We start from the raw sequence: 16,006 nt of genomic DNA, 5'->3' as shown, positions 1-16,006 counted from the left end.
CCGGAACGCCAGGCGAACGTCACGTGATCAGTCGCGTCGGTACTCCTCCAGCGCCGCAGTCATCACGCCGAGAGGGACCCGCACCGTCGTCCGGAGGGGCTCGATGAGCGTCAGGCGGTCGAGGACCACCTGGAGCTGGGACTGCAGGTCCCGCACTCCCCCGGACCAGAGGCTGGCGCCGTCGTCGGTGAGCTCGAACGTCCAGTCCTCGTAGACGCGGACCAGCTCAGACGCCGTGAGCTTGCCGAGGGCGCTCTCGAGCTCGTCCTGCAGCACGACGGCGTGGTTGATCCAGTCGGCCGACCCGATCAGCTCGAGCAGGGAGCACGGGCGGGCGTAGACCGCGATCGCCGCGAAGACCCAGGCGTCCGTGAACTCCCAGTCGGCTGTCACGGCGCTCCTTCAGCAGGGTCAGGTTTCGAGCCGCCCGTCGCGCCCGCGCAAGCGCGCAGCGCCTCAGACGTTGAAGCGGAACTCCACCACGTCGCCGTCGACCATCACGTAGTCCTTGCCCTCCATGCGGACCTTGCCGGCCTCCTTGGCCTTCTGCATGGAGCCCAGCGCGACCAGGTCGTCGAAGGAGACGATCTCGGCCTTGATGAAGCCGCGCTGGAAGTCGGTGTGGATCACACCGGCGGCCTCGGGGGCGGTGGCGCCCTTCGGGATCGTCCAGGCCCGGGTCTCCTTGGGACCTGCCGTGAGGTAGGTCTGCAGGCCCAGGGTGTCGAATCCGACACGGGCGAGCGTCTCCAGGCCCGGCTCGGTGATGCCCATCTCGGCGAGCATCTCGCGGGCCTCGGCGTCGTCGTCGAGCTCGACGAGCTCGGACTCGAACTTCGCGTCCAGGAAGATCGCCTCGGCAGGGGCGACCAGGTCGCGCATCTGCTGGAGCAGGGTCTCGTCGGACAGCTCGTCGTTGTCGCAGTTGAAGACGTAGATGAACGGCTTGGCGGTCAGCAGCGACAGCTCCCGGATCAGGGCCCGGTCGATCTTCGTCGCGATGATCGGCGTACCGGCCTCGAGCGCCTCGAGCGCCTCACGGACGGCGGCCGCCTTGGGCGCCGTCTCCTTCTTGATCTTGGCTTCCTTCTCCAACCGGGGCAGGGCGTTCTCGACGGTCTGCAGGTCGGCCAGGATCAGCTCGGTCTGGATCGTGGAGATGTCGGAGCCGGGGTTGACCTCACCGTCGACGTGGGTGACGTCCTCGTCGCGGAAGACCCGGGTCACCTGGCAGATCGCGGAGGCCTCGCGGATGTGGGAGAGGAACTTGTTGCCCAGGCCCTCACCCGCCGAGGCGCCCTTCACGATGCCGGCGATGTCGACGAACTCGACGGTCGCGGGGAGGATCTTGGCGGAGCCGAAGATCTCCGCGAGCTTCGGCAGCCGGTCGTCCGGGACGCCGACGACACCGACGTTCGGCTCGATGGTCGCGAACGGGTAGTTCGCCGCGAGGACGTCGTTCTTGGTCAGGGCGTTGAAGAGGGTGGACTTGCCCGCGTTGGGGAGTCCGACGATGCCGATGGTGAGTGCCACGGGCGGCGAGTCTACGGGCGTACGGCGGCGCCCACGAATCAGCGTTTGCCCGCGTCCTCCACGCACAGGGTCGCCCACGGCAGCGCCTCGAGCCGGGCGTCGCCGATCGGCTGCTCGCAGACGTCGCAGACGCCGTACGTGCCCTCGTCGACCTTGACCAGCGCCCGCTCGACGTCGGCCATGGTGATCTGGAGCTTGTCGTGCACCGCGACCTGGGAGAGCCGGTCGACCGCGATGGAGGTGCCTTCGCCGACGCGCTTGCCGAAGGAGATCTCACCGCGCTCACCCGGGGGCGCCTCGAGCACGGCCATCTGGTCCTCGAGCTCGGTCTTCTTCTCGAGCAGGGTCGTGCGGGTGGAGTCCATCCGACCAGTCTCCCCTGCGGACCTAACCGCCGAGCAGCTCCGAGCGCCGGGTCCAGCCGTAGCGCAGCGCGGTCACCGAGAACACCAGGGTGATGAAGACGATGCAGGCCTCGACGGCCCCACCGCCCCCGGACCAGAAGATGCCGTGCTCGAGGTCGTAGAGGAAGTCCATGCCGAAGAGGTACATGCCCGACGAGCCCGCGGCGATCAGCCAGAAGAGCGCCATCGGCGTACGCCGGGTCAGGGTGACCAGCGCCATCACGCAGGCGATGCCGAGCCACAGGTCGGCGAGCGGGAAGGCGTTCTCGAACTCGTAGTAGGCCTGCCGGTGCTCACTGGCGAGCACGTCGCGGTCGGTGAACCAGATCGACCAGTAGGCGATGTCGATCACGATCGCCGCCACCAGCATCCCCTGCACCGCTCGCCTCATGAGCAGATCCAAGCAGAGGTCAGGCGTCCAGGGTCGTCGAGAGGGCGGCCGGAGCGAGCGCGTCGGTGCGCAACAGCTGGAGCAGCTCCTCGTGCGGCCCGACCAGGTAGGCCACGTCGCCGGCGGCGAAACGGGTGTCGCGCCGCGGCGGGTGCTCGGCCGCGCCGTTGCTGCGGACCAGGGAGACCACGAGGATCCGGGCCTCGAGGTCGCGCATCGCGAGCCCGTCGAGCCCGCTCTTCTCGGGGATGGTGAGCCGGGCGACGAGCATCGGGAGGTCGCCGACGTAGAACGTGTCGATGACGTCGAGGCCGAGGGCGGCGCCGACGAACCACGGGGCGGCGAGGGCGGCCGGTGACCGGACGAAGCGGAAGTCGAAGCTGCCGGCGACCGTGCTCGCCAGCCGGCGGTCGAAGAGCCGGAGGGCGACGGGTACGTCGGTCCAGCGGTCGCCGAGCAGGTCGCGGACGGCCAGGCCCGTCTCGATGTTGGCGAGGTCGTCGCTGGTCAGGACGGCGATCGCGCGCGCCGTCTCGAGGTGGAGGGTGGAGAGGGTCTCGGGCAGGGTCGCGTCGCCGACGACCACCGGCACCTTGCTCCGGCGGAGGTGGTCGAGGAAGCGGTTGCCGTCGTCGGCCTCCACGACCACGACCTCGACACCGGCCGCGCGGAGACCGTCGACGACCGCGACGCCGATCGACCCGGAGCCGATGACGATCACGTGGTCGTCGAGCCCGGTGATCCGGCGTCGCCCGAGGGTCTCCTCGAGACGCCGGCCGATCAGGGCGTTCGTGAGGAGCGCGAAGAAGACCGTGGCGAGGGTCGCGCCGACGAGCATCAGGCAGATCGCCCAGATCCGGAGCCAGGCGTGCTGGTCGCGGAAGTAGAAGTCGCCGAACCCGACCGTCCCGATGGTCTCGACCGTGAAGTAGAGCGCGTCGATCGGCGACATCCGGCGGCCCGACGGCTCCTCGTAGCCGACCAGGAGCACGGCCATCGACACCCCGACGAGCCCCACGAGGGCCACCAGCGCGAGCTTGATCCTGCGGTCGACGTCGGCGACCAGGTCGCGCACCAGCGAGCGGCGCGCTCCCGGGGGTCGGGGCGGGCGCGGCGCTCGCGCGCCGACGAAGGCAGGGACGGCTGGCTCCGCGCGAGCACGTCGGCGTGCCCCGAGGCCGGCGGCCGCCACCTCCTCCGGCGTGCCGACGACCACGATGCTGTCGCCGGCGCGGACCGCGGTGTCGCGGCCCGGGGTCAGCGCGGCGTGGCCGTCGTCGGCGCGCACGACCGCGAGCGGCGCGAGGTCGCCGTACAGGTCACGCAGCGTGCCGTCGGTGAGGACCACCGTCTCGACGACGCGGAACTCGAGCTCGCCGAGCGCGAGCGTCCACGAACCGGTGCGGAGGCACGCCTCGACGATGGAGGGCGCGGCCAGCCCGGCCACGTCGAGGACGGCGACCCCGACGTCACCGAGAGCGCGGCCGACCGCGGCGTTGCGCAGCTGCACGACCACCCGGAGACCGGGACGCAGCTCGCGCGCGAGCAGCGCCGTCGCGAGCGTGTGGAGGTCCTCGCTCTCGACGCAGACCAGCGCGGCCGCGCCGGCCAGGCCGGCGGAGTCGAGTGTCTCCGCCTGCCGCGAGTCGGCCTCGAGGTGCGCGACCCCCAGGGCACGCAGCGCACGGACCAGTCGTGGGTCCGGTACGTCGTCGACCACCAGGACCCGCACCCCGGCGCCGTGCAGCTGCTCGACGATCCGGAGCCCCTCGTCGTGGAGCCCGCAGACGATGACGTGACCGACCCAGCGCACGGGGTCGGCCAGGTCGGTCACACCTCCAGCGTGGCGGTGGCCGCCTCCTCCTGGGTTGCGTCCGTGTTAACGCCTGTGGCGGACTCGCGCAGCGAGATCCGGCGTACGGCGGGCCGCGTGAGCGGCACGAGCATCAGCACGGCCATCGTCAGACCGAACACACCACAGGCGACGGCCACACCGGCACCTGCTGCCAGCGCCCCGAAGCCGACCATCGCGACCGGCATCAGCACGTCGTCGCCGATCTGGAGCATCGACGCCATCCGGCCCAGGTAGGCGCCGTCGACCATCGCCTGGAAGACCGCGCCCAGCAGCGACGACGCAGCCCCCGCGGTCACGCCGATCACCGCGCAGGCGATCGCGGTCGGCACCACGGAGCCGAGCCCGATCCCGGCGATCGCGACCCCCTGCAGGACCAGCAGCCAGAACCCGACGACGGCCTCCCGTGGCGGGCTCCAGCGCAGCAGCGTGAGCGCCCCGGCCGCGGCACCCAGACCGACCAGGGCCTGGAGCACGCCGACGGTGTGGGCGCCCCAGCCGGAGTCGTGGGCGTGCAGGGTGACACCGAGCGCCAGGGCCGGCGACACCGCGAGGTTGAGACCGGACAGCACGAGGACGAGGGTCCGCGTCGTCGGCTCGTCGCGCAGGTGGGCGAAGCCGCTCGCGACGCTGCGCAGCACCGGCTCCGGGACCGCCCGCGGGAGCGGGTAGCGCGGTCGCAGCGCCAGCACGAGGTAGCCGACCACGACCGCGAAGGTGATCGCGTTGGCGATCGCGCTGCCGCCGAGCCCCCACCCGGCGACCACGACACCGCCGATCGCGGCGCCGGCCATCGAGCCGATCCGGATCACGGTCTGGCTCGCGCCGGTGAACGCGGGGAGCTGATCGGGCGGCACCAGCTGACGCGCGATGGTGGCGGCGGAGGGCTGGTAGAGCGCGTCGCAGACGCCGAAGGCGACCGCCGCCGCGAGCAGGACCGGCACGGTCGTACCGGCCGTGAGGACCCACACCGCGGTGACGACCAGCACCGCCACCCGCACGGTGTTGACCAGGACCATCACCCACCGGGCCTCGTGCCGGTCGGCGACGACACCACCGAGGAGGAGCACGACGGCGCGCGGGACCGTCCCCGCGGCCACCACCAGGCCGGCCATCGCGGGCGAGGCGATCTGCACGGCGGTCCACGCGAGCGCGACGGTCCAGAGGGCGTCGCCGGCCTGCGACAGACCCTTGACCAGGAGCCAGCCCTGGATCATCCGGTCGCGGCCCAGCCCGGGGCCGGTCACGGCTGCGTGGGGAAGCCGTGGGCGAACACGAACACCGGGGACCGCTCGCCGTCCGGCTCGTCGGGCAGCCCGGCGCGCCACCGGTTCACGGTCGCGCCCAACGCCTCCTGGAGCGCGACCAGCTCGTCCGGCGTGGCCATGGCCAGGAAGTCGGAGCTGAAGGCCGCCCGGCGCCAGGCCGGGTCGGCGCGCTCGGAGGAGCTCTTCCAGGCGGCGAGCTTGGTGAGCTGGTGGTCGAGGTTGAGCCGTTGGGCGGCCTTCGCCTGGGTGCGGTCGGCCGCGTCGTCGAAGTCCTCGACCGACCACGAGAGCGTGTCCTGCTCGAGCCGCCACCAGCTGGTCCGGCCGTCGGTGGCGAGCTCGGGCGCGGGCGAGACGACCCCCGCGCGCTCGAGCATCCGCAGGTGGTGGCTGATGCTGCCGACCTGCTCGCCGAGCTCGCGCGCGAGCGTGCCGACCTGCGTCGGACCGTGGAGGTAGAGCACCTCGATGATCCGCCGGCGGGTCGGGTGGTGGACGGCCCGGAGCACGTCGATCGTCGTCATGTCGGCGACCGTAGACGGGTCCTCCGATATCTACAAGAGTTCTTGTATATCTCTGTGGGGGCCCGGCCCTAGGGTGTGCGGGTGCGCATCGCGACCTGGAACGTCAACTCCCTCCGGACCCGGATCGACCGGGTCGAGGCCCTCCTCGACCGCCACGAGATCGACGTCCTGGCGCTCCAGGAGACGAAGGCCCGCGAGGAGCAGCTGCCCCTCATGGGCCTCCAGGCGCGGGGGTACGAGGTCGCGGCAGCCGGCACCAACCAGTGGAACGGCGTCGCGATCATCAGCCGGGTCGGCCTCGACGACGTGGAGATCGGCTTCCCGGGCCAGCCCGGTTACGCCAAGGACGGCGGCCCGGTCGAGTCGGAGTCCCGGGCGATCGGGGCCACCTGCGGCGGCGTGCGCCTCTGGTCGCTCTACGTCCCCAACGGCCGCAAGCCCGACGACCCCCACTACGTCTACAAGCTCGAGTGGTACGCCCGGCTCCGCACGGCCGCCCAGGAGTGGCTGGGCGGGGACGCCGCACTGGTCGGCGACTGGAACGTCTGCCCCACCGACGACGACGTCTTCGACGTCACCCAGTTCAAGAACTCGACGCACGTGACGCCGGCCGAGCGCGCGGCGTACTTCGCGTTCGTCGAGGACGGCTGGGTCGACACGGCCAAGCCGTACGACGCCGGCTACACCTACTGGGACTACTACCGCCAGCGCTTCGAGAGGAACCGCGGCCTGCGGATCGACTTCGTCCTGGGCTCCCCGTCGCTGAACGCCCGGGTGACCGGCGCGTTCGTCGACCGCGACGAGCGCGACCCGGCGCAGGGCACCGGCGCTCCCTCCGACCACGCGCCGGTGATCGTCGACCTCGACTGATCCTCGACGCCACTGTCGGTGGTCGCGGCCATGCTCGGGCCATGGACATCGTGACGCTCTTCCTCACCCTGCTCGTCGGGCTGGCCCTCGGGGCCGTGGTCGGCGTGCTGTGGTCGCGCTCGCGCCCCAGCGCCATCAACGCCGTCGCCGAGGGGATGCTCGACCAGGCCGAGGTGATGCAGGGCCTCGATCGGCTCAGCGACCAGATGCACCACCTCGACCGGGCCCGCGCGACCTGGCAGGGCCACTTCGACGCCCAGGTCGGCCAGCTGCAGCGCGAGACCCAGTCGCTGTCGACGGCGTTGCGCAAGCCCCAGGTCCGTGGCCGCTGGGGCGAGCTGCACCTGCGGCGGGCGGTCGAGCTCGCCGGGATGGTCGACCGCTGCGACTTCGCCGAGCAGGTCCGTCTCGACGACGGAGCGCTGCGGCCCGACCTGGTCGTCAACCTGGTCGGTGGCCGGCGAGTCGTGGTCGACGCCAAGGTGCCGCTCGACGCCTACCTCGACGCGACCTCGACCGAGGACGAGGTGGAGCAGGCGCGCCACCGCCTCCGCCACGCAGCGCAGCTGCGCACCCACATCGACCAGCTCGGCTCGAAGCGCTACTGGCGCTCGCTCGAGGAGAGCCCGGAGTTCGTCGTGCTGTTCGTGCCGGCCGAGTCCTTCCTCGCGGCCGCGCTCGACACCGACGCCACCCTGATCGAGTACGCCGCCGGGCGGCAGGTCGTGCTCGCGACCCCGACGACGCTGATCGCGCTGCTGCGCACCGTCGCCCACGGGTGGGGCCACGAGGCCCTGGCCGACCAGGCCCGTGAGATCCACCGGCTCGGTCGCGAGCTGCACGGTCGGCTGGCCGGCATGACCGGCCACCTCGACCAGCTCGGCCGCTCGCTCAACGCGGCCGTCGGTCACTACAACCAGACGGTCGGCTCGCTCGAGTCGCGGGTCCTGGTGTCGGCGCGACGCTTCCACGACCTGTCCGTGACCGACGACGAGCTGCCGAGCCCGCGGCAGGTGGAGAGCACCAGCCGGTCCATATCACCCCAGGGCCTGCACGCGGTCGAGCGGCGCGCCGCCAGCGGCGAGGACGGCGCGGACCATACCGTGGCGCTATGAGCCAGAGTCGGACCCTCTGGGAAGAGGGGCACGAGGCGGGCCGCCAGGTGGTGATGCTCGGTGTGGCGGTCACCCTCACGGTGGTCGTCCTCGACCTGCTGCTCGTCGACCAGCTGGGGATCTTCTTCGACCTCTGCTTCGTGCTGCTCTGCATCGGCCTCGCGCTGCTGGTCCGTCCCTCCGACTTCTTCACCGTCGGCGTGCTGCCGCCGCTGCTGATGGTCGGGGTCTTCGTGCTGCTCGGCGTCACCCGTCCCGAGGTGATCGCCGACTCGGGCGACGGCGTGATCCAGGCCGTCGTCTCCGGCCTGTCGCACCACTCCGGCGCCCTGGTGGTCGGCTACCTGCTCTGCCTGGCCACCCTCGCCGTCCGGCACCGGGTGCTGGGGAAGCGCTGATCGAGGACGGGCGAACGCGAGCGGCGCCCGGTGCGTGCGGCGGCAAGGCCACCGAGGAAAGGCGTGGCGGGTCACTTCGACCGAGGTGAACGCGGCCAACGCTCCACCGGTCGTCGCGCAGCCGCGTGGACTTGATCAGGGATCCCCCGGGGAACCGTCAGGCGGCCTCGAAGCGCGCCGGGTCGCCGGCGCCCACGCGCACGACCTCCGGGTAGCCCTCCGACCAGTCGATCACCGTGGTCGGCTCGGCGAGCGTCTCCCCCGCCTCGACCACCAGGTCGACGACGTGGTCGAGCTCCTCCTTGATCTCCCAGCCCTGGCTGCGCGGCTCGGTCTCGCCGGGGAGGATCAGCGTGCTGGTCAGCAACGGCTCACCGAGCTCCTCGAGGAGCGCCTGCACGAAGAGGTGGTCGGGGATGCGCACGCCGACCGTCTTCTTCTTCGGGTGCATCAGGCGGCGCGGCACCTCCTGCGTCGCCGGGAGGATGAACGTGTACGGCCCCGGGGTCGCCGCCTTGATCGCGCGGAACGCGGAGTTGTCCACATGCACGAACTGGCCCAGCTGGGCGAAGTCCTTGCACATCAGCGTGAAGTGGTGCTTGTCGTCGAGACCACGGATCCGCAGGATCCGGTCGCGGCCGTCCCGGTTGCCGAGCTGGCAGCCGAGCGCGTAGCCCGAGTCGGTCGGGTAGGCGATCAGCTGGTCGTCACGCAGGGCGTCGGCGATCTGGCCGACGAAGCGGGGCTGCGGGTTGTCCGGGTGTACGTCGACGAAGCGGGCCATCAGAACCGACCGGCCGCCTTGAGGTCGCGGCGCAGCTCGGGCGGGAGCGCGAAGATCAGCGACTCCTCCGCGGAGTGGACCGCCTTGGCGTCCGGGAAGCCACGCTCGGCGAGGAAGGCCAGCACGCCGTCGACCAGCGCCTCGGGCACGCTCGCGCCGGAGGTGACGCTGACGGTGCGTACGCCGTCGAGCCAGCTCTCGTCGATCTCGGAGGCGTCGTCGACGCGGTAGGACGCCTTGGCGCCGGCCTCGAGGGCGACCTCGACGAGCCGCACCGAGTTGGACGAGTTGCCCGAGCCGACCACGATCACCAGGTCGGTGCCCGGGGAGATCTCCTTGACCGCGAGCTGGCGGTTCTGGGTGGCGTAGCAGATGTCGTCGCTCGGCGGGTCCAGCAGATCGGGGAAGCGCTCCCGGATCGCCGCGACGGTCTCGAGGGTCTCGTCGACCGAGAGCGTGGTCTGGGACAGCCAGGAGACCCGCTTCGGGTCGCGGACGACGATGCCGGGCACGTCGGCCGGGCTCTGCACCAGCTGGATGTGGTCGGGCGCCTCGCCCGCCGTCCCCTCGACCTCCTCGTGGCCGGCGTGACCGATCAGCAGGATGTCGTAGTCCTCGGCCGCGAACCGCTTCGCCTCGTGGTGCACCTTGGTGACGAGCGGGCAGGTCGCGTCGATGGTCTTGAGCGAGCGCTCCTCGGCCTGGCGGTGGACCTCCGGGGAGACGCCGTGGGCGGAGAACACCACGGTCTCGCCGGCCGGCACCTCGTCGAGCTCCTCGACGAAGATCGCGCCGCGCGACTCGAGGTCGGCGACGACGTGCTTGTTGTGCACGATCTGCTTGCGGACGTAGACGGGGGCCCCGTAGAGGTCCAGCGCCTTCTCGACCGTGATGACGGCTCGGTCGACGCCGGCGCAGTAGCCGCGCGGCGCTGCCAGCAGGACGGCCTTCTCGGCGTCGTCCGGCGACAGGATCGGAGGCATCCCCATGTCGGTCGTCATGGCAGCCAGTCTAGGTGGGTCGGCGCTGTGCCCTAATCTCGCGGGCATGGCCATGGAGACCTCGCTCGAGTCACCGGCCCCGGTGCGGCAGATCGCCAACGCGATCGCCGGCTGGGTCGACCGGCTCGGCGCGGTGTGGGTCGAGGGCCAGGTCGCCCAGGTCAACCGCCGCCCCGGCATGAGCACGGTCTTCATGACCCTGCGCGACTCGGTCGCCGACATCTCGGTGACGGTCACCTGCTCGCGGACCCTCTTCGACGGCCTCAACCCGCCGGTGGTCGAGGGTGCCAGCATCGTGGTCAACGCGAAGCCGTCCTACTACGCCAACCGCGGCACCATCTCGCTCTACGCCCGTGAGATCCGGATGGTCGGGCTCGGTGAGCTGCTCGCCCGCCTGGAGCGCCGCCGCCAGCTGCTGGCCGCCGAGGGACTCTTCGCGCAGGAGCTCAAGCGGCCACTCCCCTTCCTGCCCGGCACCGTCGGCCTGGTCACGGCCCCCAACTCCGCCGCCGAGCGCGACGTGCTCGACAACGCGAAGCGACGCTGGCCCGCGGTCGCCTTCGAGGTCGCGTACGCCGCGATGCAGGGACCGCGCTCGGCTGCCGAGGTGATCGAGGCCGTCGAACGCCTCGACCGCAACCCCGAGGTCGACGTGATCGTGATCGCCCGTGGCGGGGGCTCGGTCGAGGACCTGCTGCCCTTCTCCGACGAGGGGCTGATCCGGGCGGTGGCGAAGGTCCGCACCCCCGTCGTGTCCGCGATCGGGCACGAGCCCGACTCCCCCCTGCTCGACCTCGTGGCGGACGTCCGTGCGTCCACCCCGACCGACGCGGCCAAGCTGGTCGTGCCCGACGTCGTCGACGAGCTCCGCCAGGTAGCCCGCGCCCGCGAGCGCCTCCGCGGCACCCTGGCCGGCTGGCTGGCACGCGAGCAGGCCGGCCTCGACGCGCTGCGGTCCCGGCCCGCCCTCGCCGACCCGCGCAGCCTCATCGACGACCGGCTCGACGAGATCGACCGGCTCCGCGAGCGCGCCCGTCGTACGTTCGGCCACCGCCTGGACCGCGCGGCCGACGACATCGATCACCAGCGCGCCCGGGCCCGTGCCCTGTCGCCGCTGGCGACCCTCCGACGCGGCTATGCCGTGCTCCAGGACGCCGACGGCCACGTGCTGACCTCGGTCGACGGCATCGCGTCGAAGCAGCAGATCAGCGTGCGCGTCGCCGACGGCCGCGTGCACGCCACCACCACCAGCACCGAGACGATCAACAGGGAGATCGATGGCCACGAAGAAGACTGACGAGACCCCGTCGTACGAGCAGGCCCGCGAGGAGCTGGTCGACGTGGTCCGCCAGCTCGAGGCCGGCGGGACGACCCTCGAGGAGTCGCTCGCGCTCTGGGAGCGCGGCGAGAAGCTCGCGACCGTCTGCCAGGAGTGGCTCGACGGCGCTCGCGCTCGGCTCGACGCTGCGATCGAGGCCGACGAGAGCGACTGACTGGTCCAGCGCGGTCCAGTCCAACGGTCTAGTCGTCGAGGCCCGGCCGCGGATCTGGCCTAACGTTCACCCGTCGGGGGGCACACAGCGCGGTATGCGCTCGGGAGCTGCCCTGGTGAAGGGAACGAGCATGCGACGCATGCCCAGCACGTGGCGCGTCGGGGGACTTGCAGCGGCGGTCGGTGCGGCCGCCCTCGTTCTCCCGCTCCTGGCGGTGAACCCGGCACAGGCGAGCATCCCGAAGGCGGACCTCACGATCGTCAAGACCGTGGCCAGCCACGGCCCGACGATCGACCTGGACCCGCGCCTGAGCGACACCCTCGACCGGGGCAATGTGGCGTGGGAGCAGACCGGAGCTCACCTCACCACGACGCCGCCGTACGCCGACCTGGCCCAGTGCGGTCAGAGCCAGGCTGCGACGCAGTACTGCATCAGCGAGTTCCCCAAGATGCAGATCGGTGAGTACGTCGACACCTCGACCCGGCTCGAGGACGTCATCGCCAGTGCGACACCTCCTCAGAACGGCCCCCAGAACCCGTTCGCCCTGCCGAGGCTCAACGTCGCCGCCCCACCCGGTGGCGTCGGCTCGGGACCGGTCAACATGGTCTACATCGTCGATCTCGGCAAGGCCCCCGCATTCCCCACCGCGGACTTCGGATCCATCAAGCTCGTCCTCCCCGTCGGCCAGGGCACGCTGGACACCCCGTGGGTCGGCATGACCCTGGCGAACGGCACCCTGCCGGCCGGCCCGTGGCCGGCGTCGAACGGTGGCCCGCAGGGCACCGCGAAGCTCGCGGACTGGCTGACGGTGTTCCCGGACGCGACGGTGACGGCCTTCGGTTTCGCGACGCCCCCTGTTCCGCAGTTCCAGGCGCCGACCCCGACGAACCTGATCATCACCTCGATCGACTTCAACGGCGTCCACTACGACCTGTCGCGGACGAACGTCTTCAAGCCCTCGGTCAGCGCCGAGCCGGGCGAGACGGTGACCTACCGGATCGTGGTCACCAACGGCAGCAGCGTCGACACCAAGACCGCCGGCGGCGTCCAGGTCGCCGACGCGTTGCCCGCGCAGTTCACGTACGCCGCCGGCACGCTCAGCTCGCCGAACTGGCCGTGCGCGTTCACCGGCAATGTCCTGTCCTGCTCGGGGATCACGATCAGTGCGGGGAGCTCCCGGACGATCACCTTCGACGCGACCCTCGACGACACCCTCAGCACCGCCGACCTGCCCGCATCGCCCGGTCACGCCGTCGGCGTGCAGCACCGGTCCACCAGCGTGGACCTGCCGTCGACCCAGACCAAGACGATCACCACGATGTGCCCCACCGGCTACCTCGCCACCGACGGCGGGCTGCTGATCAGCTCGATCGGCCAGGGCGGCGACTACTCCGACGTGGTGATCAGCTCCAGCCAGCCCGTCACCGTCTCCGGTGTCGCCGGCTGGCGCGTCCAGGCCAGCAACCTCGGTGGGGGCTTCGCCCAGGGCAAGGCCACCGTCACCTGCCTCGCCTCCACCGTCGGCAGCAGCGCCAGCCACACCCACGCCCTCCTCGGCACCCACCCCGCCATGAAGCGGCTCATCGCCGTCAACGACTTCGGCCCGATCTCGCCCCGCCGGGTCTCGCGGTCGTGCCCCACCGGCTACACGCCGTACGCCCCGGCGTTCGACGTCAGCGACGGCGTGGCCGTCATGCGCGAGTCCTACGCGGTCGACAACACGTGGTACTGGACCGTCGACTACAGCGACGACACCAACGCCTGGTTCGGGATCAGCTGCCTGGCCCCGCAGACCACGACCACCGACGGCCACCAGGCGACGCTGACCGTCGCGACGCCCGACGACACGATCTCCGTCGCCCCGGAGACCGTCGCCGACGGCCCCGAGCCGTGCCCGGACAACTCCAACGCCATCGTCGGTGGCTACGGCTCCGACGACAACGACATCCTGCCGCTGGGCATGGACCCCCTCGGCGACAGCTACCTGCTCCGGTTCTACAACGCCGACTGGGACAGCGCGCACCACGCCGACATCCAGGTCACCTGCATCAGCGCGACGACCGGGGACGAACCGGCCTACCAGCACGTCGTCAACACGGCCTACCTGACGTCCACCACCAAGGACCGCAGCTATGCCGACAACTCGTCCTCGGCCGACGTCGCGGTGACCAGCAACGGCAACGGGACGCCGACGAAGCCCTCCGGCGTCACGCTGAGCACGCTGGCGGCCCAGCGCACCACGAACAGCAGCAACAAGGCGACGGCGATCGTCCTGCAGATGCTCTGCAGCACGGCCCCCTCGTGCAGCTTCACCGTGAAGGGCCTGGTGGGCAGCACGGTCGTCGCCACCAAGACCACCTCGATCCCGCAGAACCTGATCACCCCCAAGTCCGTCACCGTCCCGACGACCGGCGCCGGCAAGGGCCTGGCGTTCGGCGACAACGTCACCGTGCAGATCAAGACGTCCAAGGGGACGACGCAGTACGTCGTCGGGATCGTCAGCTGACGTCGGGCCGGGCTCGCGCTACGGCGTGAGCTCGGCAGTCGTCAGCGACTCGACCAGACCGCGCAGCTCGTCCTCGGGGGCCGAGCCGTAGACGACGACGGTGTCGTCGCCGACCTCGGCCGCGAACGCGTGGTCGCCGTCCGGCTCCGAGTAGGTCTGCCAGGTCGGGGCCACCGTGCCGGCGATGTCGACGTCGTCGCCCTGGGTGGCATCGGTGCCGAGGAGCGTGTCGACCAGCTCGTCGACCGAGCGGTCCTCCTGGTGGAGACCCGCGAACATGTCGTCGGAGGTCGTCATCGCCAGGTCGAAGACCGGCCGGTCACCGGGCGTGAACGTCGCGCCCTTGACGTACCAGCCGTCGGGGAGCGCGGCCGGGTAGACCGGCGTCAGCCCGGCCTGCTGGATGCTGGTGACCAGCTCCAGGTAGTCGATGTGCTCGGGCTCGTACTGCGGCGTCGTGCGGAACGCGCCGCGGAAGACGACGATCCCGAGGACGACGAGCACCAGCACGATCATCGAGCCGATCAGTCCTCCGGTGGACCGCGTGTAGCGCCCCGGCGTCCCGGACTGGTTCCCCTCACTCACGGGGACCATCCTCACAGGTGACATAGGGTCGCCGCGTGCCGGCCCTCGACCTCGTCCCCCTGGCGGCGCTCGTGGTCCTGCTCGTCACGGCCTACGCCCACCCGTCGGGTCGGGTCGAGGCGCTCGTCGGTCTGGTCGCGGCCGGAGCCACCTGCGCCACCGGCATCCTCGGTTGGTCCGACGTCGAGGAGACCCTGCGTCACCTCGGGCCGGTGGTGCTCTTCCTGGTCACGATCCTGGTCGTCGCCGACGTCTGCGGCCGCTCCGGGCTCTTCACCGCGGCGGCGGCGCGCGTGCGCGCCGCCAGCGGAGGCCGGGTCGTCCCGATGTTCACCGGGGTCTTCCTGCTCGCGGCCGCGGTGACTGCCGTGCTCAGCCTCGACGCCACGGTCGTGCTGCTGACCCCGGTCGTGGTCGGCGCGGCCGTCGCCACCCGCTCGTCGTACCGCCCCGGCGCGCACGCCTGCCTCCGGATGGCCAACTCGGCCTCGGTGCTGCTGCCGGTCTCCAACCTGACCAACCTGCTGGCGATGCCGCACCTCGACCTCACCTTCGGCGGGTTCGCCCTGGTGATGGCACCGGTCTTCGTCGTCGTCCTCGTCATCGAGTACGTCGTGCTCCGGCTGCTGTTCCGCCGCGAGCTGGCCGTCGACCCCGGGACGGCCGAGCCCGTGGAGGTGCCTGCCCTGCCGCTGCTGCCGCTGGTGGTCGTCGGGCTGATGCTGGTCGGCTTCGGGGTGGGCTCCCCGCTCGGGATCGAGCCGTTCTGGATGTCGTCGGCCGCTGCGGTGGTGCTCGTGGTCTGGGGTCGGCGTCGCGGCCTGCTCGCCCTGCCCGACGCGGTCCGGTCGGCGCACCCGGCGTTCGCCGTCTTCGTGCTCGGCCTCGGCGTCGTCGTGGCCGCGCTGGCGACCGGGTTCCTGGGCGACTGGGTCTCCGACCTGCTCCCGGACGGGACCGGCTTCGTCGACCTCCTCCTGATCGCCGTGCTGGCGACGGTCCTCGCCAACCTGCTGACCAACCTGTCCGCGACGCTGCTGCTCGTGCCCCTGCTCGTCCCGCTGGGCGACACGGCCGTCCTCGCCGCGCTGCTCGGTCTCAACATCGGCTCCGGGCTGACCTACACCGGCTCGCTGGCCAACCTGCTGTGGCGTCGCACCCTGGTGGGGCTCGGCACCCGGCCGTCACTGACCGAGTTCCACCGCGTCTCGCTGGTCGCGACCCCGCTGGCGCTGGTCGCCGCGGTCGCCACGCTCGCGCTCGTGACCTGAGACCGACACCT

Annotated in this window: 17 protein-coding genes; 7 read left to right on the top strand and 10 right to left on the bottom strand. The window is 71.5% G+C overall.

What is annotated here, in order from left to right; all coding sequences use genetic code 11:
• Window positions 1-27: 27 nt before the first annotated feature.
• The 7 genes from ABLE68_RS12985 to ABLE68_RS12955 form a co-directional block, all read right to left on the bottom strand.
• The gene (locus ABLE68_RS12985) at window positions 28-393 is read right to left on the bottom strand and encodes a hypothetical protein (RefSeq protein WP_348871843.1); all 366 of its coding nucleotides are present in this window, start codon (window positions 391-393) and stop codon (window positions 28-30) included.
• Between the two features lie 63 nt (window positions 394-456).
• Window positions 457-1,533 carry a redox-regulated ATPase YchF gene (gene ychF, locus ABLE68_RS12980; RefSeq protein ID WP_348871841.1) on the bottom strand — a complete coding sequence of 359 codons (1,077 nt, stop codon included), beginning with the start codon at window positions 1,531-1,533 and terminating at the stop codon, window positions 457-459.
• 38 nt (window positions 1,534-1,571) lie between these two features.
• Window positions 1,572-1,898 (bottom strand): TraR/DksA family transcriptional regulator, encoded by a 327-nt coding sequence (locus ABLE68_RS12975; RefSeq protein ID WP_348871839.1) that lies wholly within the window; start codon window positions 1,896-1,898, stop codon window positions 1,572-1,574.
• A gap of 22 nt (window positions 1,899-1,920) precedes the next feature.
• Window positions 1,921-2,328, bottom strand: a complete 408-nt coding sequence (locus tag ABLE68_RS12970; RefSeq protein WP_348871837.1) for a hypothetical protein — start codon at window positions 2,326-2,328, stop codon at window positions 1,921-1,923.
• 19 nt (window positions 2,329-2,347) lie between these two features.
• Window positions 2,348-4,162 carry an NAD-binding protein gene (locus tag ABLE68_RS12965; protein ID WP_348871835.1) on the bottom strand — a complete coding sequence of 605 codons (1,815 nt, stop codon included), beginning with the start codon at window positions 4,160-4,162 and terminating at the stop codon, window positions 2,348-2,350.
• Complete coding sequence (locus ABLE68_RS12960) at window positions 4,159-5,427, bottom strand: MFS transporter (protein WP_348871833.1); 1,269 nt, start codon at window positions 5,425-5,427, stop codon at window positions 4,159-4,161. Before ABLE68_RS12960 ends, ABLE68_RS12965 begins: the two co-directional genes overlap by 4 nt.
• Complete coding sequence (locus ABLE68_RS12955; RefSeq protein ID WP_348871831.1) at window positions 5,424-5,972, bottom strand: ArsR/SmtB family transcription factor; 549 nt, start codon at window positions 5,970-5,972, stop codon at window positions 5,424-5,426. The genes ABLE68_RS12960 and ABLE68_RS12955 overlap by 4 nt, the downstream gene beginning before the upstream one ends.
• 81 nt (window positions 5,973-6,053) lie before the next feature.
• Between ABLE68_RS12955 and ABLE68_RS12950 the strand changes: the two genes are divergently transcribed.
• From ABLE68_RS12950 to ABLE68_RS12940, 3 genes are read left to right on the top strand one after another with little or no spacing between them, the layout of a single operon-like run.
• On the top strand, window positions 6,054-6,842 hold the full coding sequence (locus ABLE68_RS12950) for an exodeoxyribonuclease III (RefSeq protein ID WP_348871830.1): 789 nt from the start codon (window positions 6,054-6,056) through the stop codon (window positions 6,840-6,842).
• A 41-nt stretch (window positions 6,843-6,883) separates the two neighbouring features.
• Window positions 6,884-7,957 (top strand): DNA recombination protein RmuC, encoded by a 1,074-nt coding sequence (locus tag ABLE68_RS12945; protein WP_348871829.1) that lies wholly within the window; start codon window positions 6,884-6,886, stop codon window positions 7,955-7,957.
• Complete coding sequence (locus tag ABLE68_RS12940; RefSeq protein WP_348871827.1) at window positions 7,954-8,355, top strand: DUF6542 domain-containing protein; 402 nt, start codon at window positions 7,954-7,956, stop codon at window positions 8,353-8,355. The genes ABLE68_RS12945 and ABLE68_RS12940 overlap by 4 nt, the downstream gene beginning before the upstream one ends.
• A 157-nt stretch (window positions 8,356-8,512) precedes the next feature.
• On the opposite strand, the gene ABLE68_RS12935 is transcribed toward ABLE68_RS12940, so the two are convergent.
• Window positions 8,513-9,139, bottom strand: coding sequence for an L-threonylcarbamoyladenylate synthase (locus tag ABLE68_RS12935; RefSeq protein WP_348871825.1), 627 nt, complete (start codon window positions 9,137-9,139; stop codon window positions 8,513-8,515).
• Complete coding sequence (locus ABLE68_RS12930) at window positions 9,139-10,140, bottom strand: 4-hydroxy-3-methylbut-2-enyl diphosphate reductase (protein WP_425475627.1); 1,002 nt, start codon at window positions 10,138-10,140, stop codon at window positions 9,139-9,141. Before ABLE68_RS12930 ends, ABLE68_RS12935 begins: the two co-directional genes overlap by 1 nt.
• A 46-nt stretch (window positions 10,141-10,186) precedes the next feature.
• On the opposite strand from ABLE68_RS12930, the gene xseA reads away from it, so the two are divergent.
• The 3 genes from xseA to ABLE68_RS12915 all read left to right on the top strand — a co-directional run bounded on the left by xseA (window position 10,187) and on the right by ABLE68_RS12915 (window position 14,139).
• Window positions 10,187-11,437, top strand: coding sequence for an exodeoxyribonuclease VII large subunit (gene xseA / locus ABLE68_RS12925; protein ID WP_348871822.1), 1,251 nt, complete (start codon window positions 10,187-10,189; stop codon window positions 11,435-11,437).
• Window positions 11,418-11,633 carry an exodeoxyribonuclease VII small subunit gene (locus ABLE68_RS12920; RefSeq protein ID WP_348871821.1) on the top strand — a complete coding sequence of 72 codons (216 nt, stop codon included), beginning with the start codon at window positions 11,418-11,420 and terminating at the stop codon, window positions 11,631-11,633. Before xseA ends, ABLE68_RS12920 begins: the two co-directional genes overlap by 20 nt.
• Window positions 11,634-11,772: 139 nt before the next feature.
• The gene (locus ABLE68_RS12915; protein WP_348871820.1) at window positions 11,773-14,139 is read left to right on the top strand and encodes a hypothetical protein; all 2,367 of its coding nucleotides are present in this window, start codon (window positions 11,773-11,775) and stop codon (window positions 14,137-14,139) included.
• Between the two features lie 18 nt (window positions 14,140-14,157).
• On the opposite strand, the gene ABLE68_RS12910 is transcribed toward ABLE68_RS12915, so the two are convergent.
• A complete protein-coding gene (locus ABLE68_RS12910; protein ID WP_348871819.1) occupies window positions 14,158-14,724 on the bottom strand; it encodes a DUF4245 domain-containing protein in 567 nt (188 codons plus the stop codon).
• A 35-nt stretch (window positions 14,725-14,759) separates the two neighbouring features.
• Here ABLE68_RS12910 and ABLE68_RS12905 point away from each other — a divergent pair, with 35 nt between their 5' ends.
• Complete coding sequence (locus ABLE68_RS12905; protein WP_348871818.1) at window positions 14,760-15,995, top strand: SLC13 family permease; 1,236 nt, start codon at window positions 14,760-14,762, stop codon at window positions 15,993-15,995.
• Window positions 15,996-16,006 lie beyond the last annotated feature (11 nt).

The organism is Nocardioides pollutisoli (genome assembly GCF_040045055.1).
GTDB classification, from domain to species: Bacteria; Actinomycetota; Actinomycetes; order Propionibacteriales; family Nocardioidaceae; genus Nocardioides; species Nocardioides tweenelious.
Note: the sequence above shows the minus strand (reverse complement) of the source record. Positions and strands in the feature narration are given on the sequence as shown.